This is a genomic window from Bradyrhizobium nitroreducens, assembly GCF_002776695.1.
GTDB classification, from domain to species: Bacteria; Pseudomonadota; Alphaproteobacteria; order Rhizobiales; family Xanthobacteraceae; genus Bradyrhizobium; species Bradyrhizobium nitroreducens.
The window spans coordinates 1,037,818-1,061,591 of sequence record NZ_LFJC01000003.1; the positions used below are offsets into that span (position 1 = coordinate 1,037,818).

Here is a 23,774-nt window from a genome sequence, read left to right on the forward strand (position 1 = left end):
GACGGGCGCGCGGCAGGATCGTTTCATGCAGTATTTCGTCGTGATGATCGACTATGGACGGCGCGGCCGCGAGGCTGTCGTCGATCCAGAAATCACCCGGCGCCAGGTCGTCTCCCGGATCGCCTCGGGCGAATACCAGAACATCTCGTTCATCCACGAGATCGCGGAGAATTCGGTCGAGGACGTCACCGAGGCCATCCTGGCCGAGGCGGCCCTTCCCATGATCGCCCCCGACGAGGTCGATCTCCAGGCAATCCGCCTTGATCACGCCCGCGACCTGAGCAAGCACGAACGAACGTGACGCAGGCTTTTACCGACCTGCGCCACCGCTAATCAAGGATCACACCGTGAGCACGGTCGATCCTGTGGTCTTGCGTGCGGCGAGATCGGCATGCGCCCGGGCGGCATCCCTCAAGGGATAGGTCTGGTGCACCTCGATCTTGACCGCACCGGACTTGACGACGTCGAACAGTTCGTTCGCCATCGCAACGAGGTTCTCGCGCTTGGCGGCGTAGGTGAACAGCGTCGGCCGGGTGACGTAGAGCGAACCCTTCTGGGCCAGCAGGCCGAGATTGAGCGGCTCGACCGCGCCGGAGGATTGACCAAACAGCGCGGCAACGCCGAGCGGCGCGAGGCAGTCCAGCGACTTCAGGAACGTATCCTTGCCGACGGAGTCGTAAACCACCGGCACCTTCTTGCCCCCGGTAATCTCGTCGACGCGCTTCACGAAGTCCTCGCGCGTGTAGATGATGACATGGTCGCAGCCGTGCGCCTTGGCGAGCTTGGCCTTCTCGTCGCTGCTGACCGTGCCGATCACGGTCGCGCCGAGATGCTTGGCCCACTGACTGAGGATCAGGCCGACGCCGCCGGCTGCGGCATGGAGCAGGATGGTGTCGCCGGCCTTCACCCGATAGGTCTGCCGGATCAGATATTGCGTCGTCAGCCCCTTCAGCATCATCGCCGCCGCGGTCTTGTCGTCGACGCCATCGGGCAACTTCAGCAGGCGGTCCGCAGGAATCAGCCGCGCCTCGGAATAGGCACCGAGCGGCGAGGCGCCATAAGCGACACGATCGCCCGGCTTCAGATCGGTAACGCCGGACCCGACTTCCTCGACGACGCCGGCCGCCTCGCTGCCCAGTCCGCTCGGCAATTGCGCCGGATAAAGGCCCGAGCGGTTGTAGATGTCGACGAAGTTGAGACCGACGGCGGTGTGGCGGATGCGCGCCTCGCCCGGTCCGGGCTTGCCGACACTGACTTCCTCCCAGACGAGGACTTCAGGACCGCCGGTCTTGTGAAAACGAATGGCATGCGTCATGGGCGTTACTCCCTTTTCGTTGGATGAGGGTCCGAAAAAGTCGGATTGGCCGCAGAAATAGGCATTCTGTCCGCCCGTTACAGTACAGACACGTAACAAGAATGTCACAGCGAGCGACAAACGTCCGTCGTTCCATCTCCGTTCGAAAAAGTTGATGACGCGCTTGGATCGGCTGGCAGTAGCTTCTGCGCGGGGTTTGGTGGTCGCCTGCGAGGGAGAACCGAGATGCCAGCTTATGTACAGCATCATCAGGATGTCGAAATCGCGCCCGTGAATTGCCCCACCTGCATGGGGTTCTTGCCGATGTATGTGCGCGAGGTCGAGCCGCACTGGAGCCTCGCCAGAATCGATTTCGTCTATGAATGCGCCGACTGCGGCGCCGAGCTCCGGCAGACCATCCGCAAGCCGGAGCTGCTGCGGCACTGACCCCGCGAACGGCGAGGCGCTCAACTATTTGCGCTCAGCGGAAAAAGCGCCGTTCACGCGGATCTGATGCCTCCCAAACGAGGCTTGTTCTTTGCGGGGAACGCAGGCAGAACAAGCCTCAAGCAAGACCTTTGGGAGCGCCCTTTCGTGGCTGATCAGAAGGCCTCGACGTCGATCGAGGCAGTGGAGAGCGGCCTCGCCGCGCAGGGCTACATCGCGAGCCGGCAGATCGCGACCGCCGTTTATTTGTCTCAGCAGATCGAGAAGCCGATCCTGGTCGAGGGGCCGGCGGGCGTCGGCAAGACCGAGCTTGCCAAGGCGATCGCGGCCTGGCGCGGCATGAAGATGATCCGCCTGCAATGCTATGAAGGCCTCGACGAGGCCAAGGCGCTCTACGAGTGGAAATACGCCAAGCAGCTTCTCTACACGCAGATCCTGAAGGACAAGCTCGGCGAGGTCCTCGGCGGCGCTCAGACGCTGCATGCCGCGCTCGACCAGCTGCACGATTTCGGCGACGTGTTCTTCTCCAAGGAGTTCGTCGAGCCGCGCCCACTGCTCCAGGCGCTGGAGCAGCCGGGCGGCTGCGTGCTGCTGATTGACGAGATCGACAAGTCGGACGCGGAATTCGAATCGCTTCTGCTGGAAATCCTCTCCGACTTCCAGGTCACGATCCCCGAGCTCGGCACGGTTTCGGCGATCACGCCGCCGACCGTGATCCTCACCTCCAACAGCGAGCGCGACCTGGGCGATGCCCTGAAGCGGCGCTGCCTGCATCTGCACATCGGCTTCCCCGAGCAACGGCTCGAGGAGCGCATCGTCGAAAGCCGTGTACCCGGCATCTCTCAGACGCTGCGCCGGCAGATGGTCGGCTTCATCCACGAGATCCGCTCGCTGGATCTGAAGAAGCTGCCCTCGGTCAGCGAGACCATCGACTGGGCGCGCGTGCTGGTGCTGCTCCAGGCCACCGAGCTCGACACCGATATCGTCAAGGACACGCTCAACGTGCTCCTGAAATACGAAGCCGACATCGAGGCCGCATCGCCGCAGGTGACGACCTTCATTGCCAAGGCGGCCCGGTCCAACGTCTTCGGTTGACGCCGATGCGCGAGAACCTCCATCGTTTCTTTCGGGCGGCGCGGGGCGTCGGCGTCCACGTTTCGCCTGCCGAGAGCATCGATGCGATGCGCGCGGTCGCGAAGGTCGGTATCTCCGACCGTGCTGTCCTGCGCGACGCGCTGCTGCTGACGCTCGCCAAGTCGCAGGACGAGAAGCTCGCGCTCGGCGACTGCTTTGACTTGTTCTTCAGCCAGCCCGAGCCGCGGCAGGATCAGCCTGAAGCCGCCAACGACGACGCCGCGCAAGGCGAGGATCAGCCGCCCTCCTCCGGCTCGGCCCGCGAGGCGGGTGAAGCTCAGCCCCCCGAGGGCTTGGGTCCGCTCGCGCAGATGCTGCTGTCGCAGGACCGCAACGCGATCGCAGCCGCCATCGCCAGCGCCTCCGGCGCGGCCTCCCTGTCCGATATCCGCTACTCCACCCAGCGCGGCATCTTCTCCAGCCGCATTCTCGATGCCATGGGCCTTCAACGCCTGCGCGACGATCTCGACGAGCTCACTGCGACCAATCCCGCGCTGGCCGAGCGTCTGCGCGCCGCGCTCGACGCGTTGCGCGAGGCGGTGCGCGACACGGTCTCGCAGGGGCTTGCGCTCTATGCCCGCGAGGAGGCCGAGAACCTTCGTAACGAGATCCTGCGCAACGCGCCGCTCGCACGCATCGAACGGCGTCAGGTCGCCGAGATGCACGCCCTCATCCGCCAGATCGCTCGCCGTCTGCGTGAGCGCTATTCCAAGCCGCGCAAGCGTCAGCGCCGCGGCCATCTCGACGTGCGCCGCACGCTCCGCCGCAACGCCGCCTGGGGCGGCGTGCCCTTCCTGACCGCCTGGAAGCGCAAGCATCGCGAGCGGCCGAAGATCGTCGCGATCTGCGACGTCTCCGGTTCGGTCGCCCAGGTCTCCGATTTCTTCCTGCTGCTGATCCACTCGTTGCACGAGGTGGTCGACGACGTCCGCTCCTTTGCCTTCTCCTCGCACCTGATCGAGGTCAGTGAAATTCTGGAGAAGAATTCGCCGGAAGAGGCGATGGCCGAGATCATGTCCAAGGTCGGCTTCGGTTCATCCGACTACGGCTCCTCGCTGGTCGATTTCGAGAAGGACTTCATGAGCACGCTGACGCCGCGGACCACGGTGATCATGCTCGGCGATGCCCGCAGCAATAATCTGGACCCGCGCGCCGATATTCTGCGCCGCATCTCCGAGCGCTCCAAGCGACTGGTCTGGCTCAATCCGGAAGGACGGCTCGCCTGGGGCTTTGGCGATTCCGAGATGCCGCGCTATGCGACGTTCTGTACCGTCGTGCGCCAATGCGCCACCGCGCAACAGCTCGAGCGCGCCGTGTCCGACATTGTGGCGACTTATCAGTAGGCCTCGCTCGCGGCCGATCTCAGTTTCGTACGAGTTCCGCTTGTCCTCCGTTGCACTCCCGGAAGTGATAGGCGATTTCGTCGAGCGCGCGCTGCTCCCATTCTTCGGCCTGCGCGAGCCAGAAGATCCGGCGATCGAAATCGAGCGCCGCACGCTCTCGGCACAGGGATTCCTGACTGCGAATTTCGACCAACCTGTTCATGCACTCCACTCCTGCCGCGTGAAGTCATTCCCCGCGAATCAAATTAACAGAAACCCGGATTTCCGGCCTCATGATTTCGCGCCCAACCCGTCGCATGATGGGACAGCGATACTTCCCGTGCACTGCGGTAACTTGCAGCGCAGCATCAACTACAGATCATCAATTAGTGATCGAGGCACGCGGACGAATTTCTTGATTGAGGGATCTATTTCTCGTGTCGCAACGAAGTGCGGCAATTCGTGAAGAGACGTTCTAAACAGCTCACCGAATTCCCGACTCATTGTCGTCGCATGGTCTTCATGCAGCGTCGCTAACAGAGGCGCGAACGGTACGATCGCTTGAGGCAACATGAGCAACGATTTCGACTTCGAACTTGCCCCGGACCAGTGGGAAGCGCTGCGCACACTTCGCAACGCGCCGTCGAATGGTCGTCTCTCGAAGCCCTATCTCATCGATGGCCTCGTCGCGCTCGGCCTCGTCGTCATCAATGATGGCGTGCCTGTGATGACGCCAGCCGGACGCAAGGTGCTCGTACGCGGATCGTGCCGGCTGCTCGATCTCGTGGCGTGACAGGTTTGCGCCGATTGTCTCCGCCGGCATCGCGGCCCGCAGGTCAGTCATCCCACTTCAGGAGCGGCGATCCATACGCCCTTCGCCAGACCGACAGGAAACGCGGAAACCAGGAGTGGGCCACCGCACCCTGATAGGCCCAGGTGCGATATTTCAGACCCTGCTCGGAGATCAGCTCTGGATATCCGCCATGCAGCTCTGTCGCGGTCCGAATGTCCTTCAATATTCCCTGGGCGCAGGAACGGTAGGTATCGCTCGCCGAGAACTCATCATAGTCCAGCATGCGATCGGCGAACTCGACGTTGAACGTCGGCCAGGAGGAACGGCCCTGATAGGCAGGCGCCGCGATCTTGTGGATCATCTTGTTGCGTGGATTATCCGCGGATACCAGGAAGTGAAACGTGCTGGGGATGCGAAAGCGCGGCTCCGCGATGATCAGATCCGCTGTGGCCGCGAACAATGCCCGCTCGCTCGCATCGTTCAGATCCCAGAAGCCGCGATGCACGCTCACGAAGTCCAGCGCGACCGCAGAGGCCGACGGGCCCTTCGGACCATCCAGGGAATGCCTGATGAAGCCGTCCCCGCCGAACAGATGGAGCAGGTCCTTCTTGTACTGCGCGAGATCGCGCCCGAGCAGCCGCTTCAGCTCGTTCTCGTCGACGATCCCGAGCTGCACGCTCCACACGAACGTCGTGTAGACGCAAGCATTGGTCACGAAACGCCTGCGTTCGGCGCGGGTATCCGTCGCAGCGGAGCGGGGGCCACTTGCGTCACACAATAAGTACCCGGTGCCGTCATGCTCGAACGGCTCGAGCTCACTTGCAAGCTTGAGGGTCGCGCGCTTCAGGTCACCGCCATATTCAGCAAGCAATAGACGGCCAGCATGTGCGCATTGCGACATCGCCAGATAGGACGGCGCCCTCTCGTCAGCCGAGATCATCTGCTGCAAGCCGGCAATGATGCCGAGCAGCGTATCCGACGGAGGCGAGAAGTAATTCACGCCGAGATACCGTCCTCGCCCTGCCGGAACGATGGTCGTCGTGACGACGCCGGCGCGAACCGCCTCCAGCAACAAGCGGACGCTCTTGTCGAGCAGCCGAGCCCGCCGCACCGCATCCTGCGCATCCATGATGGTTTCGGGCGCGAGGACATCAGGATAGAACCAAGCGAAGTCACGGGGATAATAGGCGGATGCGTGGGGTGCCCCCGTGACGAGGAAGGGTTCCGTCGCGGAGAAGGCGCTGTCCATCGCGTGCCGGTAAAGGTCCTCGATGGCCGACAACGAATGAGGCAATTTTCTCAGGAAGCGATCTCCGAGAAAATTCACCGCCTGAAGGGCGTTGGCGACAAGCGTGGCGGCTGTGCCTTGGTAGAATCGGTTTCCGCGTTCTGAAGACAACGAGATATCGCTATTCATGTGCGGCCAGGATCACTCCAATGGTGCGGCCACCATCCGAAACATGGCTGATTCGTATTTCGTTCAGATGACGTGCGATCCCTTCGCCGAGCGACGCCTTTGGAACGATCTTGGCGCCCCCATCTCGATGGGAGCCCTCTTTCTCCGGACCGCAGCAGCCATCATCTAAGCGGCCCACATACGCAATATTTTTCAATCGGTTAGGAACGGGGCGGCAGCGACGGCGGCCGGCGTGGTCAGCCGCCCCCCAATTTGACTTGACCCGCCACAAATCTACAAAAGGCGCGATCCCAGCCTTGCGCGAGGGACCCTGCAGTGCGCGCGGACGCGAGCCGGACCACCCCGCCGCAGGCACCGCCCGCCCGCCGAAGCGTTGAGCAAGGGATGACGCATTTTCACACCTTACGCCGGGGTTCAAACTAGCCCACTATTGGGGCAATTCACCATGCAAGCGCATCTGCGAATGTTGGATTCGACACCTGACGGCCTGAATTCCGGCGAGACCCCGCTGCTGCGGACGATCGGGCTCACCAAGCGTTATGGCGATTTCCTCGCCAACGATTCCATCGACATCGATATCTGGCCCGGCGAGATCCATGCCGTGCTCGGCGAGAACGGCGCCGGCAAGTCGACGCTGGTCAAGGCCATTTACGGCCTGGTCCAGCCCAGCGCCGGCGAGATCCATTGGCAGGGGCGGCCTGTCGTGCTGTCCGGCCCTGCGGACGCGCGCAAGCGCGGCATCGGCATGGTGTTCCAGCACTTCTCGCTGTTCGACAATCTCACCGTCGCGGAGAACGTTGCGCTCGGCCTCGACGGCAACGAGTCCTTCAAGGACATGTCGGCGCGACTTGCGCTGGTGTCGAAGGCCTACGGCCTCCCGCTCGATCCCCGGCGCGAGGTCTGGCAATTGTCGGTCGGCGAGCGCCAGCGCATCGAGATCGTCCGCGCCTTGATGCAGGACCCGAAATTCCTGATCCTGGACGAGCCCACCGCCGTCCTGACGCCGCAGGAAGCCGACCAGCTCTTCATCGTGCTGGAGCGTCTCAAGGCCGAAGGCCGCGCCATCCTCTACATCAGCCACAAGCTCGAGGAGGTGAAGCGTCTCTGCGACACCGCCACGATCCTGCGCGGCGGCAGGAAGGTCGAGACCTGCAATCCCCGGCGCGAGACCGCAGCCTCACTCGCGCGCATGATGGTCGGCGGTGAGATCAGGGAGGTCAAGGCGGCGTCCGGCCGGACGACCACCGCGCCACGGCTCGTCGTCAACGATCTTTCGCTCGCACCTGGCGAGGCGCACGGCGTGCGGCTCGATCACATCTCGTTCGAGCTGAGGGGCGGCGAGATCCTCGGTATCGCCGGCGTCGCCGGCAACGGCCAGGACGAATTGTTCGCCGCGCTGTCCGGAGAACGCTTGTCGAAGCAGCCGGCCACGGTGGTGATCGAAGGCACCCCCGCCGGTCACCTCTCCATCACGCAACGACGCAGGCTGGGCGCGGCGTTCGTTCCCGAGGAGCGGCTCGGCCATGCCACCGCGCCGCGCATGAAGCTGTCGGAGAATGCGCTGCTGACCGGACATGCCGCGAGCGGCATGGTCCATCGCGGCTTCATCAATACCGCCGCCGCGCTGAAGACCGTCGACATCGCGACCGAGACGTTCGACGTGCGCAAGGCCAAGCGCGATCCGGAAGCCGCATCGCTCTCCGGCGGCAATCTGCAGAAATTCATCGTGGGACGCGAGATTTTGCGCAATCCCGCGGTGCTGGTTGTCAGTCAGCCGACCTGGGGCGTCGATGCCGGCGCCGCTGCCGTCATTCGTCAGGCGCTGCTTGATCTCGCGGCCGCAGGCGCCGCAGTCCTCGTCACCAGCCAGGACCTCGACGAGCTCGCGGAGATCGCCGACCGTATCGCCGTGATGTTCCACGGCCGGTTGTCGGCGCCACTCGCGACCAGCGAGGCGACGCGCGAAAAGATCGGTCTTCTCATGGGCGGCAGCAGTCTGGAGCCGCAGGAGGCCGCGTATGCAGCTGGTGCTTGAGAAGCGCGCCGAGCGCTCCGGAACGATCGCACTGGTCTCGCCTCTGATCGCGGTCGGCCTCACGATCGTGACCATGGTTATCCTGTTCGCGATCCTCGGCAAGAATCCGCTGCTCGCCCTGCATGCCTATTTCATCGCGCCCTTGACCGACGGCTATTCGCTGCAGGAGATCGCGGTGAAGGCGACGCCACTGGTGATGATCGCCATCGGGCTGTCGCTCTGCTATCTCGCCAATGCCTGGAATATCGGCGCCGAGGGCCAATTCCTGATCGGCGCGGTGGCCGGAAGCTGGATCGCGGTGCGAACGCAAGGCACCGATGCGGGCGCCTGGGTACTTCCCGCCATGCTTGTCCTCGCTGCCGCTGCGGGCGCGCTCTATGCGCTGATCCCGGCGATCTGCAAGGTGAAGTTCGGTGCCAGCGAAATCCTGACCAGCCTGATGCTGGTCTATGTCGCCGACCTCTTCCTCGACTATCTCGTGCGCGGTCCCTGGCGCGACCCGCACGGCTTCAACTTCCCGACAACGGCCGAGTTCGACCCGGTCGCGACGGTCCCGCTGCTGATCGAAGGCGGCCGGCTGCATCTCGGCTCCATCATCGTCCTTCTAGTGGTCGCCGCAGCCGCAATCCTGCTCGGACGAACCATCAAGGGCTTCGAGATCCGCGTCGTCGGCGCAGCCCCTCGTGCCGCACGGTTCGGCGGCTTCAAGGCCGACCGGCTGATCATCCTGACCTTCGCGATATCAGGCGCGCTCGCGGGCCTCGCCGGCATCATCGAGGTTGCAGGTCCCATCGGCCATCTCCAGCCCGGCATCTCTCCGGGTTACGGCTTTACGGCGATCATCGTTGCTTTCCTCGGCCGGCTGAACCCGCTCGGAATATTGGTCGCGGGTCTTTTCCTTGCGTTGACCTTCATCGGCGGTGAACAAGCGCAGATCGCGATGAAGATCCCGCTGGATGTCACCAAGGTCTTTCAGGGCATCCTGCTGTTCTACGTGCTCGCCTGCGATTCCCTGATCCTGTACCGCTTCAAGCTGGTCTTCCCCAACCGACAGGTGGCTCGTGGAGCTGGTTGAGGCCATCATCCTTTCGGTGCTCGCCGCATCGACGCCGCTGCTGATCGCTGCGACCGGCGAGCTCGTCACCGAGCGATCCGGCGTGCTCAATCTCGGCGTCGAGGGCATGATGATCGTCGGCGCGGCCTGCGGCTTCGCCGGCGCGTGGCTCAGCGGGTCGGTCTTCATCGGCGCGCTGTTCGGCATCGTCGCGGGCGTGTTGATGTCGCTGGTCTTCGCGTTGATGGCGCTCGGGCTTGCCGTCAACCAGGTCGCCACGGGCCTCGCGCTGACCATCCTCGGCGTCGGGCTGTCCGGACTGATCGGCGCCGGCTTCGTCGGCGAACGCATCACGCCGGCGGTGCATCTCCACATTCCCGGCGCCACCGACATCCCACTGATCGGCCGCGTGCTGTTCGGCGAGGATGGCTTCGTCTACGTCTCCATTGCCCTCGTCGTCGGCGTCTGGTGGTTCCTGTACCGCACGCGCGCGGGGCTGATCCTGCGCGCGTGCGGCGACAATCACGCATCTGCCCATGCGCTCGGCTATCCCGTGCTGCGCATCCGCACCTTTGCCGTGATGTTCGGCGGCGCCTGCGCCGGGCTTGCCGGCGCCTATCTGCCGCTCGCCTATACGCCGTTCTTCGTTCCCGGCATGACCGCGGGCCGCGGCTGGATCGCGCTGGCGCTGGTGGTGTTCTCGTCCTGGCGGCCGGGCCGGCTCGTGCTCGGCGCCTATCTGTTCGGCGCGGTGACGATCCTGCAGTTGCACGCCCAAGGCTGGGGCGTCGGCATTCCCTCGCAGTTCATGTCGGCACTGCCCTATCTCGCAACGGTCGTCGTCCTGGTACTGATTTCCCGCGAGCGCAGCGGTGGCTCGACCGCGCCGGCCGCACTCGGCACCGTGTTCGTTCCCGACTGCTGAATTTCATTTCTGTGACGTGCGCGATGGGGCGCGCGCGTTGCGGATCATGGCTTTCCCCTGATGTTTGGAGATCGATGATGAGGAAATCACTTCTTGCGCTGGCCACCGGGCTCCTGCTTGCCGGGAGCGTCAGCGCAGCCTCCGCCGCCGACAAGCTCAAGGTCGGCTTCATTTATCTCGGCCCGATCGGCGACCTCGGTTGGACCTATCAGCACGATCAGGGGCGCCTGGCGCTGGTAAAGGAGCTCGGCGACAAGATCGAGACCACCTATCTGGAGAACGTGCCCGAAGGCCCCGACGCCGAGCGCTCCATCGAGCAGCTCGTCCGCGCCGGCAACAAGCTGATCTTCACGACGTCGTTCGGCTACATGGACCCGACGCTGAAGGTCGCCAAGAAATATCCGAACGTGCATTTCGAGCACGCCACCGGCTACAAGCGCAATCCGAACATGTCGACCTATTCGGCCAGATGGTATCAGGGCCGCTACATTCAAGGCTTGATCGCGGCCAAGATGTCGAAGTCGGGCGTGCTCGGTTATATCGGCTCGTTCCCGATTCCGGAGGTCGTCTCCGGCATCAACGCGACAATGCTGGCGGCGCAGAGCATCAACCCGAACATCAAGGTCAAGATCATCTGGGCCAACACCTGGTTCGACCCGGGCAAGGAAGCCGACGCCGCCAAGGCGCTGATCGACCAGGGCGCCGACGTCATCATGCAGCACACCGATTCGCCTGCCCCGATGCAGATCGCCAGCGAACGCGGCAAGCTCGCCTTCGGCCAGGATTCCGAGATGATCAAATTCGGGCCAAAGACCCAGCTCACCTCGATCCTCGACACCTGGGGCCCCTACTACATCGAGCGCGTCAAGGCCGAGCTCGCGGGAACCTGGAAGTCCGAGGACAGCTGGGGCGGCCTCGACAGCCACATGTTCGCGATGGCCCCCTATACCAACATGCCCGACGAGGTGAAGAAAATGGCGGAGGATGCCCAGGCCGCGATCATTGCGGGCAAGCTGCATCCGTTCAAATGCCCGATCGTTGGGCAAGACGGCAAGCCGGTCGAGTGCAAGGGCGGCGATCACCTCGACGACGGGCAGATCCTCGGCATGAATTTCTACGTCAAGGGCATCGACGACAAGCTGCCGGGCAAGTAGCACGCTTCTTGCTTTAGCTAATTCACCTGCTCCTCCCGGAGGAGGTTCGGAGGGGGTGGCCAGAAGCACCCGGCACTTGTGGTCGCCCCCTCTTTCAATTCTTCCCTATCCGGCCCGCATCGCCCTCGCCGCGGAACTGTGCCTGAGGATGAGATCGGCGACATCGAGGCCCGGGATCGCGCCGTCGATCACAGCCCATCGTCCGGCCACCATCACCCGATCGGCCCGATGCGCCCCGCACAGCACCAGCGCGGCCAAGGGATCGCCATGGCCGGAGAAGCGCAGCTCGTCGAGCTTGAACAGCGCGAGGTCGGCCGCCTTGCCAACGGCGATCTCGCCGAGTTCCGGCCGGCCGACGCAGGCTGCCGACCCCTTGGTGGCCCAGCGCAGCGCGTCCTTGTGGCTGACTCTGGTCACGCCATAGCGGGCCCGTTGCAGCAAGAAGGCGGCGCGGACCTCCTGCATCAAATTCGAACTGTCATTTGAGGCCGAGCCGTCAACGCCGAGTCCGATCCCGACGCCAGCCTCCTCCATCTCGCAGACCGGACAGCAGCCCGACGCCAGGATCTGGTTGCTGCACGCACAATGGCTGATGGTCGTCCCGGCCTTGCCAAGCCGCTTCATCTCGTCGGCGTTGAAAAAGATGCCGTGGGCGAGCCAGGTTCGCGCGTTGAGCCAGCCGCATTGTTCGAGATAGTCGAGCGGGCGGCAGCCATACATCTGCTGGCAAAATTCGTTCTCGTCCTCGGTCTCGGCGAGATGGGTGTGCAGACGCACATCGAGCTTGTCGGCGAGATCGGTGGTGGCACGCATCAGCGAGGGCGTCACCGAGAACGGCGAGCATGGCGCAAGCGCAATCTGCACCATCGCATCCGCGCCGCGCTGGTGATGCTTCGCGACCACACGCGCGCTATCGGCGAGGATCGTGTCTTCGTCCTGCACGACGTTGTCAGGCGGCAGGCCGCCGTCGCGCTGCGACAGATTCATCGAGCCGCGCGTCAGCAGCACGCGCACGCCGAGCCGTCTTGCGACGCCGACCTCGACATCCACGGCGTCCTCGATCCCTGCCGGGAAGACGTAATGATGATCCGTCGTCGTCGTGCAGCCCGACAGCAGCAGCTCGGACATCGCCACGGTGACGCTGAGCTCGAGCGCCTCTGGCGTCAACCTCGCCCACACCGGGTAGAGCGCCTTGAGCCAGGGGAACAGCTCGCGATCCATCGCCGCCGGCAGCGCCCGCGTCAGCGTCTGGTAGAAGTGATGATGGGTGTTGATGAGGCCCGGCAGCACCACGTGTTCGCTCGCATCGAAAATTGCGACGTCCGCCGTTGCCGGCGTGACGCCGGCGGGCACGAGCTCGACGATCCGGCCGTCCTTCACGACGATCCCGCGCTCGGCCCCGTCGGCAAGGATGGCGAGAGGATCCCGGATCCAGATCGGCTTCGCGTCACTCATGATCCGCTTCTCCCCGCATTCACTGCGGCCAACTGCCCAATCGCCGTCCTGGCGCGACTTGTTTGTTGCGACTTGGCTCCGGTCTTGCAAGACTCGTCATCACGATTCACCGGCGGAAACTTTGGCGCGGCCATGGATTTGAACACAATCACGACCGTGGCCCATCCGCAAACACGGGTGCAATTGCCGGTCTGGACGGCCGGCGACGCCTGGCTCGCGGGCGGCACGTGGCTGTTCTCCGAGCCGCAGGTCCATCTGAAGCGGCTGATCGATCTGACCGACTTGAAATGGCCGGCGCTGACGATCACCGACAGCCATCTCTCCATCGCCGCCACCTGCACCGTCGCGCAACTCGATGGTTTCGCCTGCCCGCCCGACTGGCTGGCCGCACCGCTGATCGGCCATTGCTGTCGGGCGTTCCTTGCTTCGTTCAAGATCTGGAAGACCGCGACGGTCGGCGGCAATCTCTGCATGTCGCTGCCGGCGGGACCGATGATCTCGCTCACCGCGGCGCTCGATGGCGTCTGCACCATCTGGAAGGCTGGCGGCGGCGAGCAGCGGATTCCCGTCGTCGATTTCGTCACCGGCAACCAGCGCAATCGCCTGACGCCGGGCGACCTGATCCGGCAGATCGACATTCCCATGGCCGCACTGAAGCGCCGGACGGCCTTTCGCCAGATCTCGCTGGCCCCGGTCGGCCGCTCGGCGGCCCTGCTGATCGGCAGCCTGGATGCCGACGGCACGCTGGCGCTCACGGTCACCGCATCGACGGTGCGACCGATCCAATTGTCCTTCCGCAAGGCTCCGGACGCGAACACGCTTCGCGACGCGATCTCGCAGCAGATCACCGATGACCTGTACCATACCGACATCCACGGCCAGCCGCTCTGGCGCAAGCATATGACGTTGCGGCTTGCCGAGGAGATCCGCGGCGAGCTGCTCGGGGCAACTCCGCCATGAGCTTCGAGATCAACGGCAAGCCGTTTGCGCAGGAGCCGCGGGCCGGGCAATGCCTGCGCACGTTCCTGCGCGAGCTCGGCCATTTCGGCGTGAAGAAGGGCTGCGACGCCGGCGACTGCGGCGCCTGCACGGTGCTGCTCGACGGCGAGCCGGTGCATAGCTGCCTGATCCCTGCCTTCCGCGCCGAGGGGCGCACCGTCACCACGATCGAAGGTCTCGGCGGCGAGCATGGCACGCATCCGATGCAGCAGGCCTTCCTCGACGCGCAGGGCTTTCAATGCGGCTTCTGCACGGCCGGCATGATCCTGACCTGCGCCTCGCTGAACCAGGCGCAGCGCACCGATCTCGGCGCCGCGCTGAAGGGCAATATCTGCCGCTGCACCGGTTACCGCGCAATCGAGGACGCGTTGCTCGGCAAGACCAATGTCGAGGCGAGCGTCGAGCCCGGCGCTGCCTTCGGCCGCAGCCTGCCAGCGCCGGCAGGCCCCGACATCGTCCGCGGCAAGGCGCGCTACACCTTCGACACCGCAATCGACGGCCTGCTTCACGTCAAGCTGGCGCGGTCGCCTCATGCCCACGCCAGGATCGTCGCGATCGACAAGTCCGAAGCGCTGAATGTTCCCGGAGTCCATGCGGTGCTGACCTATGAGGACGCACCATCGGTCCTGATGTCGACTGCCCGGCACGAGATGGACTGGATGGACCCGGAGGACACCCGCATTCTCGACGACGTCGTCCGCTTCATCGGCCAGCGGGTCGCCGCCGTCGTCGCCGAGAGCGAGGCTGCCGCGGAGGAGGCCTGCCGCCGACTGAAGGTCGACTACGAGATTCTGCCTGCGCTGATTGATCCAGAGCAGGCGATGGCGCCGGGCGCGCCGATCATCCATCCCGATCGCACCATCGCCAACCGCATCGCAGATCCCCAGCGCAACCTCGCGGCGGAGACGCATGGCGAGTTCGGCGACGTCGCGGCGGCGCTTGCCACGTCCGCGGTCAGCTATGAAGCCACCTTCCACAGCCATCGCGTGCAGCATGCGGCGCTGGAGACGCATGGCGGCCTCGCCTGGCTTGATGAGGCGGGCGTGCTGAATGTCCGCACCTCGACGCAGGTGCCGTTCCTGACCCGGCGCGCGCTGTCCGACATCTTCCAGCTTCCCTTGGACAAGGTCCGCGTGTTCTGCGAGCGCGTCGGCGGCGGCTTCGGCGGCAAGCAGGAGATGTTCGTCGAGGACATCCTGGCGCTCGCAACGCTCAAGACCGGACGCCCGGTGAAGCTGGAGCTGACCCGCGAGGAGCAGTTCATCGCGACCTCGACGCGCCATCCGATGCGAGTCCACATCAAGGCCGGCGCCGATGCCGACGGCAAGCTCACCGCGCTGCAGCTCGACGTGCTCTCCAACACCGGCGCCTACGGCAATCATGCCGGGCCCGTGATGTTTCATTCGCTGTCGGAGTCGATCGCCGTCTACAACTGCCCGAACAAGCGGGTCGACGGCCATGCCGTCTACACCAACACGGTGCCGTCCGGTGCGTTTCGCGGCTATGGCCTGCCCCAGACGCAGATCGCGATCGAGGCTGCGATCGACGAGCTGGCGAGGCAGCTCGGCATCAGCCCATACGAGATGCGCCGGCGCAACATCGTCAGGCCCGGCGATCCCATGCTGTCGCCGCCGCCGTCCGATTTTCACGACGTGCTCTACGGATCCTACGGGCTCGACCAGTGCCTCGATCTCGTCGAGCGAGCCATGCAGGCCGACGGTCCGCAGCCGGAGCTGTCGCCGGATTGGCTGATCGGCGACGGCGTCGCGCTGACCATGATCGACACCGCGCCGCCGGCCGGCCACCTCGCCGACGCCACGATCGTGCTGGGCGAGGACGGGGGCTTCGAGCTGACCGTCGGCACCGCAGAGTTCGGCAATGGCACCAGCACAGTGCACCGGCAGGTCGCTGCGACGACATTGGCAACCACCGTCGACAGAATCCAATTGCGCCAGTCCGACACGGCCCATGGCGGCCACGACACCGGCGCCTATGGCAGCGCGGGCATGTTCGTCGCCGGCAAGGCGACCCATGCGGCTTCCATGCAGCTTGCGACCGCGCTGAAGGCGGCCGCCGCCGACGCGTGGCTGTGCGACGCCGGGACCTGCGTGATCGAGGACAATGCGGTCGTCAGCGGGGTCCGGCGCATGCCCTTTGCGGAGCTGGCAAAGCTCGGGCACGAACGCGGGCAGCCGTTCGCGGGCAACGGCAATTCCGCCGGGACGCCGCGTTCGGTCGGCTTCAACGTCCAGGGTTTTCGCGTCGCCGTGAACAAGGGCACCGGCGAGCTCAGGATTCTCAGGAGCGTGCATGCCGCCGATGCCGGCGTCGTCGCCAATCCCATGCAGTGCCGCGGTCAGGTCGAGGGTGGCGTGGCGCAGGCGCTCGGGGCGGCGCTCTACGAGGAGATGGTGATCGATGCCGAGGGGCGCGTCACCAACCCGAAATTCCGCGACTATCACCTGCCCTCTTTCGCTGACATTCCGCGCACCGAGGTGTTCTTTGCCGAGACGTCCGACACGATCGGACCGCTTGGCGCGAAGTCGATGAGCGAGAGTCCGTACAATCCGGTTGCGGCCGCGCTCGGCAACGCCATTGCGGACGCCACCGGCATCCGCTTCACCGCGCCGCCCTTCAAGCCGGACCGGCTGTTTCCGGCGCTGCACGCGAAGTTCGGCGGCTAGCTGCCGCGATAGGTCGAATAGCTCCAGGGCGTGACCAATAGCGGTACGTGGTAGTGATTTTCCGGCTCGCTGATGGCAAAGCGCAACGGGATCTCGTCGAGAAAGGGCGGGGCCGACAGCTGAACGTTGCGCTCGGCGTAATATTTGCCGATGCTGAAGCGAAGCTCGTAGCGGCCGATCGGCAGCGGGCGACCGCCGATCAACGGCTGGTCGGTGCGACCGTCTGCATTGGTGACGGTGCGCGCGATGATGCGGTTCTCGCCGAGAGCGGAGAGCTCGACGAGCTCCACCGGGATGCCGGGTGCGGGCTTGCCGGCGTGGTTGTCCAGCACATGCGTCGAAAGCCGCCCGTGCACCTTCAGCTTGTCGTCGGCGAGGACGAGCTGATCGAGCCGCAGCGCCGAGATGCGGCCGATCTCCTCGAGCGCGCGGCGCGTCTCGGTCTTGGCGATGTTGAGCAGCCGCGTCTCGAAGTCGCGCAGCACGGAATCCTTGGTGTGACGGCGCACGCACACGATATAGGGGAAGCCGAACTTTTCACGATAGGCATTGTTGACGCGCTCGAACGCGGCATATTCGGCCTCCGACAGCCGGTCGAGGCCGGCGCTGTTCTGCTCGTCGGTCGAGTCCGCCGTAAGTCCCGCCGCGCGCTGGGTCTTGTTGGCGAGATCGGGATGCGCCCGGAGCAGCGCCAGTTGCACGTCGGGTTCGGCGCTCTGGATCGCCGCCATCAGCGCGGCGTGGAGCTGGTTGACGCCGGCGAACGGCCGCTTGCCGGCGAGCTGCTCGGCGATCCACGGCGAATATTCGACGACATTGGCGAGCACCGCGACGAAGTCGGCCTTGGCAGCGGCGTTGAGGTCGGACAGCGAGATTTGCGACATCGTCCCTCAACCGATCTCGAATGCGTTGGCGGCAAGATCCGCATGCCTGGCGTGCCAGTGCTGCGCGATCTGCAGCCTTGTCGGCACCCACACGCGCTCGTGCTTGCCGATATAGTCGAGGAAGCGGATCAGGCCCGCAGCACGGCCGGGCCGCCCGGCGAGGCGGCAGTGCAGTCCCACCGACATCATCTTCGGCGCGGTCTCGCCTTCGGCATAGAGCACGTCGAAGGCGTCCTTCAGATAGGTGAAGAACTGCTCGCCTTCGGCAAAGCCTTGCGGGTTGATGAAGCGCATGTCGTTGGCGTCTAATGTATAGGGAATGACGAGCTGCTTGCCATTCGCGCCCTTGATCCAATAAGGCAGATCGTCGGCATAGGAGTCGCAGAGATAGAGGAAGCCGCCCTCCTCCATCAAGAGACGGTTGGTGTTGATCGAGGAGCGGCCGGTGTACCAGCCGAGCGGACGCGATCCCGTCGCCTCGGTATGGACGCGGATCGACTCGGCAATCTCGGCGCGCTCCTGCGCTTCCGTCATGTCCTTGTGCTCGATCCATTTCAGGCTGTGGCTGGCGATGTCCCAGCCCGCCTCCTTCATCGCCACGACGATCTCGGGATTGCGTTTCAAGGCGGTGGCGACGCCGAACACGGTAGTCGGCCAGTTGCGCGCGGTGAACATCCGCCACAGCCGCCAGAAGCCGGCGCGCGAACCATATTCGAACATCGATTCGATATTGGCGTGGCGCTGGCCGGGCCAGGGCTGCGCGCCGAGCACGTCGGACAGGAAGGCTTCCGAGGCACGGTCGCCATGCAGGATGTTGTTCTCGCCGCCTTCCTCGAAATTGACGACGAACTGCACCGCGACCCGTGCGTTACCGGGCCACTGCGGATGCGGCGGATTGCGGCCGTAGCCGCGGAGATCGCGTGGGTAGCGGGGGTCGGTCACTCAGACTTCCTCGAAGCGGATCGGCAGGGCGCCCTTCCACAGCACGCTCTTGCCGAGGGTGGCGAGATTCTCCAGGCCCGAGGTCAGCGTGATGAAATGATTGCCGGCGAGCTGCCCCATTTTGCTGGCGAAATGCACGCCGCCATAGGCCAGCAGGATCTCGGTCTCGCTGATGCCGCCGGGATAAAGGATGATCTGACCGGGCGCGGGATAGCTGGTGTGGTTCTCGTAACCGACGCCGAAGTCGAGGTCGCCGAGCGGCATCCACACGCCCTCACCGCTCCAGCGCACATGGATGATGTGGCTCTCGAACGGCAGCGCCTTGCGGAAGGCTGCGACGGTCTTGGGCGCCAGCTGCTCTTCGAAGCGGGCATCGAAGGTGAATTCTCCGGCGCGAATAACGAGTTTGCTCATCTCATTTCTCTGGATCGGGGCTCCGCCCCGGAAAGCCCTCAAGCAAAGAGCACTCTCGGCCGTTTCGCGCAAGGGGCGGAGCCGCACTGCGAGCGAGCGCAGGGCCAGCGACAATGCTGCCCAAGCGACTCAGGGCTCGGCGGCAGGCAGCAGCTCGAGTTCCGGCCGCGGCGGCCTCCATGCGTGATCGGCCCATTGAAGCGGATTGACGGATAGAAGTCCATTGATGCTAGCGGGCACGGTTGCCGAATATTTGACCGGAATGTGCCAGCAGACTCTGCAACTGGCGCAGCGGCACGGGAGCGAGGTGTGGCGCGCGCTCTCTCTGTCGTCTTCGCGATGCTCCCATGCACATCCCAGCTGCAGTGCCGTAGGGTAGGCAAAGGCGCATAGCGCCGTGCCCACGCGTTCAAGCCATACGCAAGAGTGGTGGGCACGCTTCCGCCTTCGCTCTTCGATCTACGGCGGACAAGCCGCTTTGCCCGCCCTACGAGGTCGAGCTTGTGGCACGCAGCTCAAGTCCCAGACACGGCTTCGCAGCCCCGCGGCTTGTTTCGCCCGAGCTTTGCTTCGTCTCGCTACCCTCTTTGCCAAGAGGGCGCAGGGAAGGCCGGGTGCTGACAACGCACCCGCGGTCCGCTGCGCGAATGATGCGCAAAGGAGACCGCACAGCAGCATACAGGTGGTGCCGATCACTCGGCCTTCCCTGCGCAGTGGCTGGACGGCTTATGCCGTGCTCTCCCGGGAGCCGAACTTTCCCTTTGGCCTCCCTCGCCGTTCGAATTGCATGATGCCGTCTGCCCGGTTGGACTCGCGCACATCTTCGATCCGGCTTGACCGTAGCAACGACGGCCAGGACCACACGGTTTTGCCGTACGCACGGCCCGCCCTATCGCCGCAGTATTTCCAGCCCTGTCGACGGAGCTGCGAAACTTACAGGCGAGACGAGCCTAGCAGCGCCGCTCGTCCGCGCGCGGCCACGGGCTCACAGGGACTACCCGCCCTGCCCGTACCTCTCGCGCCGACGCTGCCGCGTCCACCGCAACCCCGGCTCGCGAACATGACGACTTCAAGTCGCCCCTCTTGGGTGAGCCGGGATGAGCGACACATACGCCAAAACCGAATTTCGGTAAAGCGGAATATTTTTGCATACGAGGATTGACAGGGGGCGACACAGGCGCGATGCCGTAGCCCGGATGGAGCGCTAGCGTAATCCGGGACAGCGCGAGATACCGGGCGAGCGGCCCCGGATTGCGCTTCGCTCCATCCGGGCTACAAAGGTACCGACGCAACAAAAAGGGCGGCGCAAAGTACCGCCCTTTTCGCGCAACCTATTCCGGGCCGCGTCAAAAACAGCCGCTCAGTATCCCGGATCGTAATAGAAGGGACTGCCGCCGCCGTAATAGCCCGGACCGCCGTAATAACGGGGACCGCCGTAATAGGGCCGCGGGCCGTAATAATAGCGGTTCTCGTAGTAGTCGCGGCGCCGCTGCTCGGCGATCACCCCGCCGATGATACCCGCGGCAGCGCCCATGAAGGCGAGGCCTGCGGCGTTCGGCCCGCGCCGGTAATAGCGACGCCGGGCTGCGCTGAAGTCGGTGACGTCCGAGGAGGCCTGGCCCACGGCCGCAGCCTTTGCCGACACCGCCGGGGCCGCCCCCGAGGACGCCGCAGCCGAGGGCGACACCGAGGCTGCGAGCAGCGCCACGCTTGCGAACGCGGCCAGGACCGCATTTCGGCCGGCTGCGAATTTCATCGGTCCATCACTCATCTTGATCTTCCTGTGTTCTCGCCAAAAAATTGAGTAAGCAAACATCGGGTAACGCACAAACCACTGAAATGGTTTCCTGATCGCGGCAATCTGCCACGCTTTGAACGATTGTAAACCAAACGGCCAAGTCCCAGCTTGCACCACCCAACCTGAGCGGATAATGAACAGTTGCGCCGTTTTTCGGCTGCCGTAAGCGTTTTACGTGAACCAACGCATCAACCGACGCCGTCGGGATCGATGCCATTTCCAGGGTTCAACGTGATCGACGCGTCCTTTTCCAAGAGAAGCCAGATGATTGTGGTTCGCAAACTGCCGGCGCGCTATGCGCCGATCGTGATGCCATTCGTGCTGTCCATCCTCATGACCGCCGTAGTCTCGGTCATTTCCACGCTCCGGAGCCTCGGCGCGACGCCGGCGTTCTTGGCGACCTGGCCTGGTGCCTGGGGTCTGTCATGGCTCGTCGCCTTTCCAACCCTGCTCCTGGTGCTGCCACTGGTCCGGCGGATCGTGGCCTGCCTCGTCGCGGCTCCGCCTCAATCGGGCCGGTAGGAGGCCAGCGCCTTAGGACAGCGCGCCCAGCACGCCCCTCGTCGCCTTGTCGATCTCCTCGACATAGCGGCGGCGGGCGAAGTTTTCCGTGAGGAAACCGACCACCTTGCGGCTGTCGGTGGAATCCACCACCGCCAGCATTTCGGCCTCGGCCTCGTCGAACACCGCCATCGCCGACTTCACGTTCATTTCCGGGATCAGCACGATCTCGGTAAGGCGCGCGAGCTCGATCACCTGGATCTCGTCGGCGATGGTATCGAGATCGCCCGAGAACAGGTCCGGCAGCAGGACGAGGCCGACATATTCGTCGGCATTGTTGACGATGACGACCCCCGGCCGCGATCCCAGCGCGAACTCGCGGCGCACGGCCGCGATCGTCGTGGTCGAGGGGACCTTGCCGACGTCGGAGCGCATCAGGCGCTCGACGGTGAGGTTGCGCAGCCAGCCGACGTCGTTGGCGCTGCGGATGGTCTCGCCGCGCAGATGCAGGCGCCAGGTCGAGAAGGAGTGGCCGAACATGAAGCGGACGCAGATCGAGGTGACGATGCAGCCGGCCAGCACCACGGCGGTGACGTCGACGTTGCGAGTCATCTCGAGCACCAGGAACGACATGGTCAGGGGACCGCCGACGATGGCGACGCCGAGCGTCGCCATGCCCGTCAGCATCGCGACCAGCGGGTCGATCACGAAGTTCGGGCTGATCAGGAGCAGCACCGCGGCGAAAAACTTTCCGATCAGGCTGCCGACGAACAACGATGCGAAGAACAGACCGCCGCGGAAGCCCGAGGCGAGCGAGATCAGGCACGCCGTGACCTTCAGGGCGATGATCAGCGCGATCAGGCCGATCGTCATCTCGTGAAACAGATCGAGCACCATGGCGCCGTGGCCTGCCGCCAGGACCTGCGGCGTGACGATGGCGAAGCCGCCGACGATGAGGCCGCCGAACACGGGACGCAGCCAGACCGGCAGCCAGGCGAACAGGCGCTCGAAGTTCGGCGAGGAGCGCATCACGGCGATGCCGACGCCGCTCGTGACGAGCGCGAGCCCGATGAGCGCCAGATATTGCTCGACGCCGACGGCGCTGACCTTGGGTATCTCCAGCGAATAGGGCGCGCCGCCGAGCCATTGCGCGGTGAGCGCGCCGGCGAGCGAAGCGGCCAGGATCGGTGCAGCGCTGCCGACCGAGTAGACGCCGACGATCAGCTCGCAGGCGTAGAAGGCGCCGGTGATCGGCGCGCCGAACGCGGCCGCGATCGCCGCGGCAGCGCCGCAACCGACCATCAGCCGCAGATCGTTGCGGCGCAGATTGAAGAATTTGCCGAACAGCGAGGCGATACCCGAGCCGATCTGGGTATAGCCGGCCTCGAGGCCGACCGAGGCGCCGCAGCCGTTGGAGATCAGCGTCTGGCTCGACACCACCACGCTGTCGCGCATCGACAGATTGCCGCCGCGCAGCGCGTTCGCCTCGATCGGGTCGACCGCGCTCGAGATCTTCATCCGCCGCCGCGACCATTCCATGATGCCGAGCGCCAGTCCGCCGAGGGCAGGCGCGATCAGTGCCGCCCACGGGCTGACCCGGGCATTGGCAGAGAGGCGGACGTCGACCGGAATGCCGTAGATGACCATATGGGCAATCTGCGCGATCTCGGCCATCAGCGTCACGACGGCGCCGGCCAGCGCGCCGATGACCAGTGCGAGCGGGATGAGATAGAACTCGTTGCTGCGCAACAGCGCGCGCAGCCGAACCATGACGCGGTTGGATCCCTTGCGATCGGTGAGATGTCTGATCCGCGCGAACACCGCCCGCCCTAACCTTCCGACAGTCCGTAACCGGCCATGCGCTGGCGGACCCGCTCGATCTCGTCGCTCGGAAGCAATGGCGGCTTTCCGATCTGGAGGCAGCCGTGATATTGCCGCGCCAGCGTCTCGACCTCGACGGCCAGCCACATCGCCTTGTCCAGCGTCTTGCCGATCGCGATCATGCCGTGATGGTCGAGCAGGCAGGCCAGCCGGCCCTCCAGCGCCCGCACCGCATGGTCGGACAGTTCGGCGGTTCCGAAGGTCGCATAGGGTGCGCAGCGGATGCTGTCGCCGCCGGCCGCCGCAATCATGTAGTGCACCGGCGGAATCTCCATGCCCATGATGGCCAGGATGGTGCAATAGGTCGGATGGGCGTGCACGACGGCGTTGACGTCGGGTCGCGACTTCAGGATGTCGCGATGAAAGCGCCATTCGCTCGACGGCTTCTGTTCCGCCGCGTGGGCGCCGTCCATGGTCATGAAGACGATCTGCTCCGGCGTCATGGCGTCATAGGGCACGCTGGTCGGCGTGACCAGGAGCCCGTCCACATGCCGGACGGAGATGTTGCCCGAGGTGCCCTGGTTGATGCCGAGCGCGTTCATGCGGCGGCACGCGTCGATGATGGCCTGTCTCTTGGCGAGCTCGTCCGTTGTCATCGACATCCCGATTTCCCGACGATCGACTTGTTAGAACGGAAGTAC

Annotated in this window: 23 protein-coding genes; 12 read left to right on the top strand and 11 right to left on the bottom strand. The window is 64.7% G+C overall.

The features are described from left to right. Positions 1–25 precede the first annotated feature (25 nt). On the top strand, positions 26–301 hold the full coding sequence (locus tag TSA1_RS05270) for a hypothetical protein (RefSeq protein WP_100180980.1): 276 nt from the start codon (positions 26–28) through the stop codon (positions 299–301). A 39-nt stretch (positions 302–340) separates the two neighbouring features. On the opposite strand, the gene TSA1_RS05275 is transcribed toward TSA1_RS05270, so the two are convergent. After that, positions 341–1,315 (bottom strand): quinone oxidoreductase family protein, encoded by a 975-nt coding sequence (locus TSA1_RS05275; RefSeq protein ID WP_097661931.1) that lies wholly within the window; start codon positions 1,313–1,315, stop codon positions 341–343. Positions 1,316–1,540: 225 nt separating this feature from the next. Between TSA1_RS05275 and TSA1_RS05280 the strand changes: the two genes are divergently transcribed. The 3 genes from TSA1_RS05280 (at position 1,541) to TSA1_RS05290 (ending at position 4,218) form a co-directional block, all read left to right on the top strand. Beyond that, the gene (locus TSA1_RS05280; RefSeq protein WP_100175419.1) at positions 1,541–1,741 is read left to right on the top strand and encodes a hypothetical protein; all 201 of its coding nucleotides are present in this window, start codon (positions 1,541–1,543) and stop codon (positions 1,739–1,741) included. A gap of 147 nt (positions 1,742–1,888) precedes the next feature. Beyond that, complete coding sequence (locus tag TSA1_RS05285; protein ID WP_174718762.1) at positions 1,889–2,836, top strand: AAA family ATPase; 948 nt, start codon at positions 1,889–1,891, stop codon at positions 2,834–2,836. A 5-nt stretch (positions 2,837–2,841) separates the two neighbouring features. Continuing rightward, positions 2,842–4,218 carry a vWA domain-containing protein gene (locus TSA1_RS05290; protein WP_100180981.1) on the top strand — a complete coding sequence of 459 codons (1,377 nt, stop codon included), beginning with the start codon at positions 2,842–2,844 and terminating at the stop codon, positions 4,216–4,218. Positions 4,219–4,237: 19 nt separating this feature from the next. Here the strand turns inward: TSA1_RS05290 and TSA1_RS05295 are convergent, their stop codons facing one another. After that, positions 4,238–4,420 (bottom strand): hypothetical protein, encoded by a 183-nt coding sequence (locus TSA1_RS05295; protein WP_100175421.1) that lies wholly within the window; start codon positions 4,418–4,420, stop codon positions 4,238–4,240. A 348-nt stretch (positions 4,421–4,768) separates the two neighbouring features. Here TSA1_RS05295 and TSA1_RS05300 point away from each other — a divergent pair, with 348 nt between their 5' ends. Then, on the top strand, positions 4,769–4,990 hold the full coding sequence (locus TSA1_RS05300; RefSeq protein ID WP_100175422.1) for a hypothetical protein: 222 nt from the start codon (positions 4,769–4,771) through the stop codon (positions 4,988–4,990). Between the two features lie 43 nt (positions 4,991–5,033). On the opposite strand, the gene TSA1_RS05305 is transcribed toward TSA1_RS05300, so the two are convergent. Further along, positions 5,034–6,407: a hypothetical protein gene (locus TSA1_RS05305; RefSeq protein ID WP_100175423.1), complete on the bottom strand. Its 1,374-nt coding sequence runs from the start codon at positions 6,405–6,407 to the stop codon at positions 5,034–5,036. A 445-nt stretch (positions 6,408–6,852) separates the two neighbouring features. Here TSA1_RS05305 and TSA1_RS05310 point away from each other — a divergent pair, with 445 nt between their 5' ends. The 4 genes from TSA1_RS05310 to TSA1_RS05325 all read left to right on the top strand — a co-directional run bounded on the left by TSA1_RS05310 (position 6,853) and on the right by TSA1_RS05325 (position 11,575). Further along, positions 6,853–8,442, top strand: coding sequence for an ABC transporter ATP-binding protein (locus tag TSA1_RS05310; RefSeq protein ID WP_430649760.1), 1,590 nt, complete (start codon positions 6,853–6,855; stop codon positions 8,440–8,442). After that, complete coding sequence (locus TSA1_RS05315; RefSeq protein ID WP_100175424.1) at positions 8,426–9,517, top strand: ABC transporter permease; 1,092 nt, start codon at positions 8,426–8,428, stop codon at positions 9,515–9,517. Before TSA1_RS05310 ends, TSA1_RS05315 begins: the two co-directional genes overlap by 17 nt. After that, a complete protein-coding gene (locus TSA1_RS05320; RefSeq protein WP_100175425.1) occupies positions 9,504–10,421 on the top strand; it encodes an ABC transporter permease in 918 nt (305 codons plus the stop codon). Before TSA1_RS05315 ends, TSA1_RS05320 begins: the two co-directional genes overlap by 14 nt. 77 nt (positions 10,422–10,498) lie before the next feature. Further along, a complete protein-coding gene (locus tag TSA1_RS05325; protein ID WP_174718763.1) occupies positions 10,499–11,575 on the top strand; it encodes a BMP family ABC transporter substrate-binding protein in 1,077 nt (358 codons plus the stop codon). Between the two features lie 105 nt (positions 11,576–11,680). Here TSA1_RS05325 and TSA1_RS05330 read toward each other — a convergent pair whose 3' ends face one another. Then, on the bottom strand, positions 11,681–13,030 hold the full coding sequence (locus tag TSA1_RS05330; RefSeq protein ID WP_100175427.1) for an 8-oxoguanine deaminase: 1,350 nt from the start codon (positions 13,028–13,030) through the stop codon (positions 11,681–11,683). 132 nt (positions 13,031–13,162) lie between these two features. Here TSA1_RS05330 and TSA1_RS05335 point away from each other — a divergent pair, with 132 nt between their 5' ends. Together TSA1_RS05335 and TSA1_RS05340 are read left to right on the top strand one after the other, a co-directional pair. Continuing rightward, on the top strand, positions 13,163–13,990 hold the full coding sequence (locus TSA1_RS05335; protein WP_100175428.1) for an FAD binding domain-containing protein: 828 nt from the start codon (positions 13,163–13,165) through the stop codon (positions 13,988–13,990). After that, positions 13,987–16,713, top strand: a complete 2,727-nt coding sequence (locus tag TSA1_RS05340; protein WP_100175429.1) for a molybdopterin-dependent oxidoreductase — start codon at positions 13,987–13,989, stop codon at positions 16,711–16,713. The genes TSA1_RS05335 and TSA1_RS05340 overlap by 4 nt, the downstream gene beginning before the upstream one ends. Here TSA1_RS05340 and uraD read toward each other — a convergent pair. The 5 genes from uraD to TSA1_RS38755 all read right to left on the bottom strand — a co-directional run bounded on the left by uraD (position 16,710) and on the right by TSA1_RS38755 (position 20,968). Next, positions 16,710–17,597 (bottom strand): 2-oxo-4-hydroxy-4-carboxy-5-ureidoimidazoline decarboxylase, encoded by an 888-nt coding sequence (gene uraD / locus TSA1_RS05345; protein WP_100175430.1) that lies wholly within the window; start codon positions 17,595–17,597, stop codon positions 16,710–16,712. The genes TSA1_RS05340 and uraD overlap by 4 nt on opposite strands. Before the next feature lie 6 nt (positions 17,598–17,603). Next, entirely contained in the window at positions 17,604–18,539 is a 936-nt protein-coding gene (puuE, locus tag TSA1_RS05350) for an allantoinase PuuE (protein WP_100175431.1), read from the bottom strand. Continuing rightward, positions 18,540–18,953, bottom strand: a complete 414-nt coding sequence (locus TSA1_RS05355; protein ID WP_100175432.1) for a DUF3830 family protein — start codon at positions 18,951–18,953, stop codon at positions 18,540–18,542. 1,360 nt (positions 18,954–20,313) lie between these two features. Beyond that, positions 20,314–20,724: a hypothetical protein gene (locus TSA1_RS05365; protein ID WP_174718764.1), complete on the bottom strand. Its 411-nt coding sequence runs from the start codon at positions 20,722–20,724 to the stop codon at positions 20,314–20,316. Beyond that, positions 20,717–20,968: a hypothetical protein gene (locus TSA1_RS38755; RefSeq protein ID WP_142252051.1), complete on the bottom strand. Its 252-nt coding sequence runs from the start codon at positions 20,966–20,968 to the stop codon at positions 20,717–20,719. Before TSA1_RS38755 ends, TSA1_RS05365 begins: the two co-directional genes overlap by 8 nt. A gap of 47 nt (positions 20,969–21,015) precedes the next feature. On the opposite strand from TSA1_RS38755, the gene TSA1_RS05370 reads away from it, so the two are divergent. Beyond that, positions 21,016–21,273, top strand: a complete 258-nt coding sequence (locus TSA1_RS05370; RefSeq protein ID WP_100180984.1) for a DUF2798 domain-containing protein — start codon at positions 21,016–21,018, stop codon at positions 21,271–21,273. A 12-nt stretch (positions 21,274–21,285) separates the two neighbouring features. Here TSA1_RS05370 and TSA1_RS05375 read toward each other — a convergent pair whose 3' ends face one another. Then, on the bottom strand, positions 21,286–23,073 hold the full coding sequence (locus TSA1_RS05375; RefSeq protein ID WP_100175433.1) for a chloride channel protein: 1,788 nt from the start codon (positions 23,071–23,073) through the stop codon (positions 21,286–21,288). An 8-nt stretch (positions 23,074–23,081) separates the two neighbouring features. After that, positions 23,082–23,735, bottom strand: coding sequence for an L-fuculose-phosphate aldolase (locus TSA1_RS05380; protein WP_174718765.1), 654 nt, complete (start codon positions 23,733–23,735; stop codon positions 23,082–23,084). Positions 23,736–23,774 lie beyond the last annotated feature (39 nt).

Excerpts from the sequence above, each read along its gene's own strand:
- TSA1_RS05270 (WP_100180980.1), top strand. The coding sequence starts at position 26 with ATGCAGTATTTCGTCGTGATGATCGACTATGGACGGCGCGGCCGCGAG.
- TSA1_RS05275 (WP_097661931.1), bottom strand. The coding sequence starts at position 1,315 with ATGACGCATGCCATTCGTTTTCACAAGACCGGCGGTCCTGAAGTCCTC.
- TSA1_RS05280 (WP_100175419.1), top strand. The coding sequence starts at position 1,541 with ATGCCAGCTTATGTACAGCATCATCAGGATGTCGAAATCGCGCCCGTG.
- TSA1_RS05290 (WP_100180981.1), top strand. The coding sequence starts at position 2,842 with ATGCGCGAGAACCTCCATCGTTTCTTTCGGGCGGCGCGGGGCGTCGGC.
- TSA1_RS05295 (WP_100175421.1), bottom strand. The coding sequence starts at position 4,420 with ATGAACAGGTTGGTCGAAATTCGCAGTCAGGAATCCCTGTGCCGAGAG.
- TSA1_RS05300 (WP_100175422.1), top strand. The coding sequence starts at position 4,769 with ATGAGCAACGATTTCGACTTCGAACTTGCCCCGGACCAGTGGGAAGCG.
- TSA1_RS05305 (WP_100175423.1), bottom strand. The coding sequence starts at position 6,407 with ATGAATAGCGATATCTCGTTGTCTTCAGAACGCGGAAACCGATTCTAC.
- TSA1_RS05310 (WP_430649760.1), top strand. The coding sequence starts at position 6,853 with ATGCAAGCGCATCTGCGAATGTTGGATTCGACACCTGACGGCCTGAAT.
- TSA1_RS05315 (WP_100175424.1), top strand. The coding sequence starts at position 8,426 with ATGCAGCTGGTGCTTGAGAAGCGCGCCGAGCGCTCCGGAACGATCGCA.
- TSA1_RS05325 (WP_174718763.1), top strand. The coding sequence starts at position 10,499 with ATGAGGAAATCACTTCTTGCGCTGGCCACCGGGCTCCTGCTTGCCGGG.
- TSA1_RS05330 (WP_100175427.1), bottom strand. The coding sequence starts at position 13,030 with ATGAGTGACGCGAAGCCGATCTGGATCCGGGATCCTCTCGCCATCCTT.
- TSA1_RS05335 (WP_100175428.1), top strand. The coding sequence starts at position 13,163 with ATGGATTTGAACACAATCACGACCGTGGCCCATCCGCAAACACGGGTG.
- TSA1_RS05340 (WP_100175429.1), top strand. The coding sequence starts at position 13,987 with ATGAGCTTCGAGATCAACGGCAAGCCGTTTGCGCAGGAGCCGCGGGCC.
- uraD (WP_100175430.1), bottom strand. The coding sequence starts at position 17,597 with ATGTCGCAAATCTCGCTGTCCGACCTCAACGCCGCTGCCAAGGCCGAC.
- TSA1_RS05355 (WP_100175432.1), bottom strand. The coding sequence starts at position 18,953 with ATGAGCAAACTCGTTATTCGCGCCGGAGAATTCACCTTCGATGCCCGC.
- TSA1_RS05365 (WP_174718764.1), bottom strand. The coding sequence starts at position 20,724 with ATGAGTGATGGACCGATGAAATTCGCAGCCGGCCGAAATGCGGTCCTG.
- TSA1_RS38755 (WP_142252051.1), bottom strand. The coding sequence starts at position 20,968 with ATGGCATCGATCCCGACGGCGTCGGTTGATGCGTTGGTTCACGTAAAA.
- TSA1_RS05370 (WP_100180984.1), top strand. The coding sequence starts at position 21,016 with ATGATTGTGGTTCGCAAACTGCCGGCGCGCTATGCGCCGATCGTGATG.
- TSA1_RS05380 (WP_174718765.1), bottom strand. The coding sequence starts at position 23,735 with ATGTCGATGACAACGGACGAGCTCGCCAAGAGACAGGCCATCATCGAC.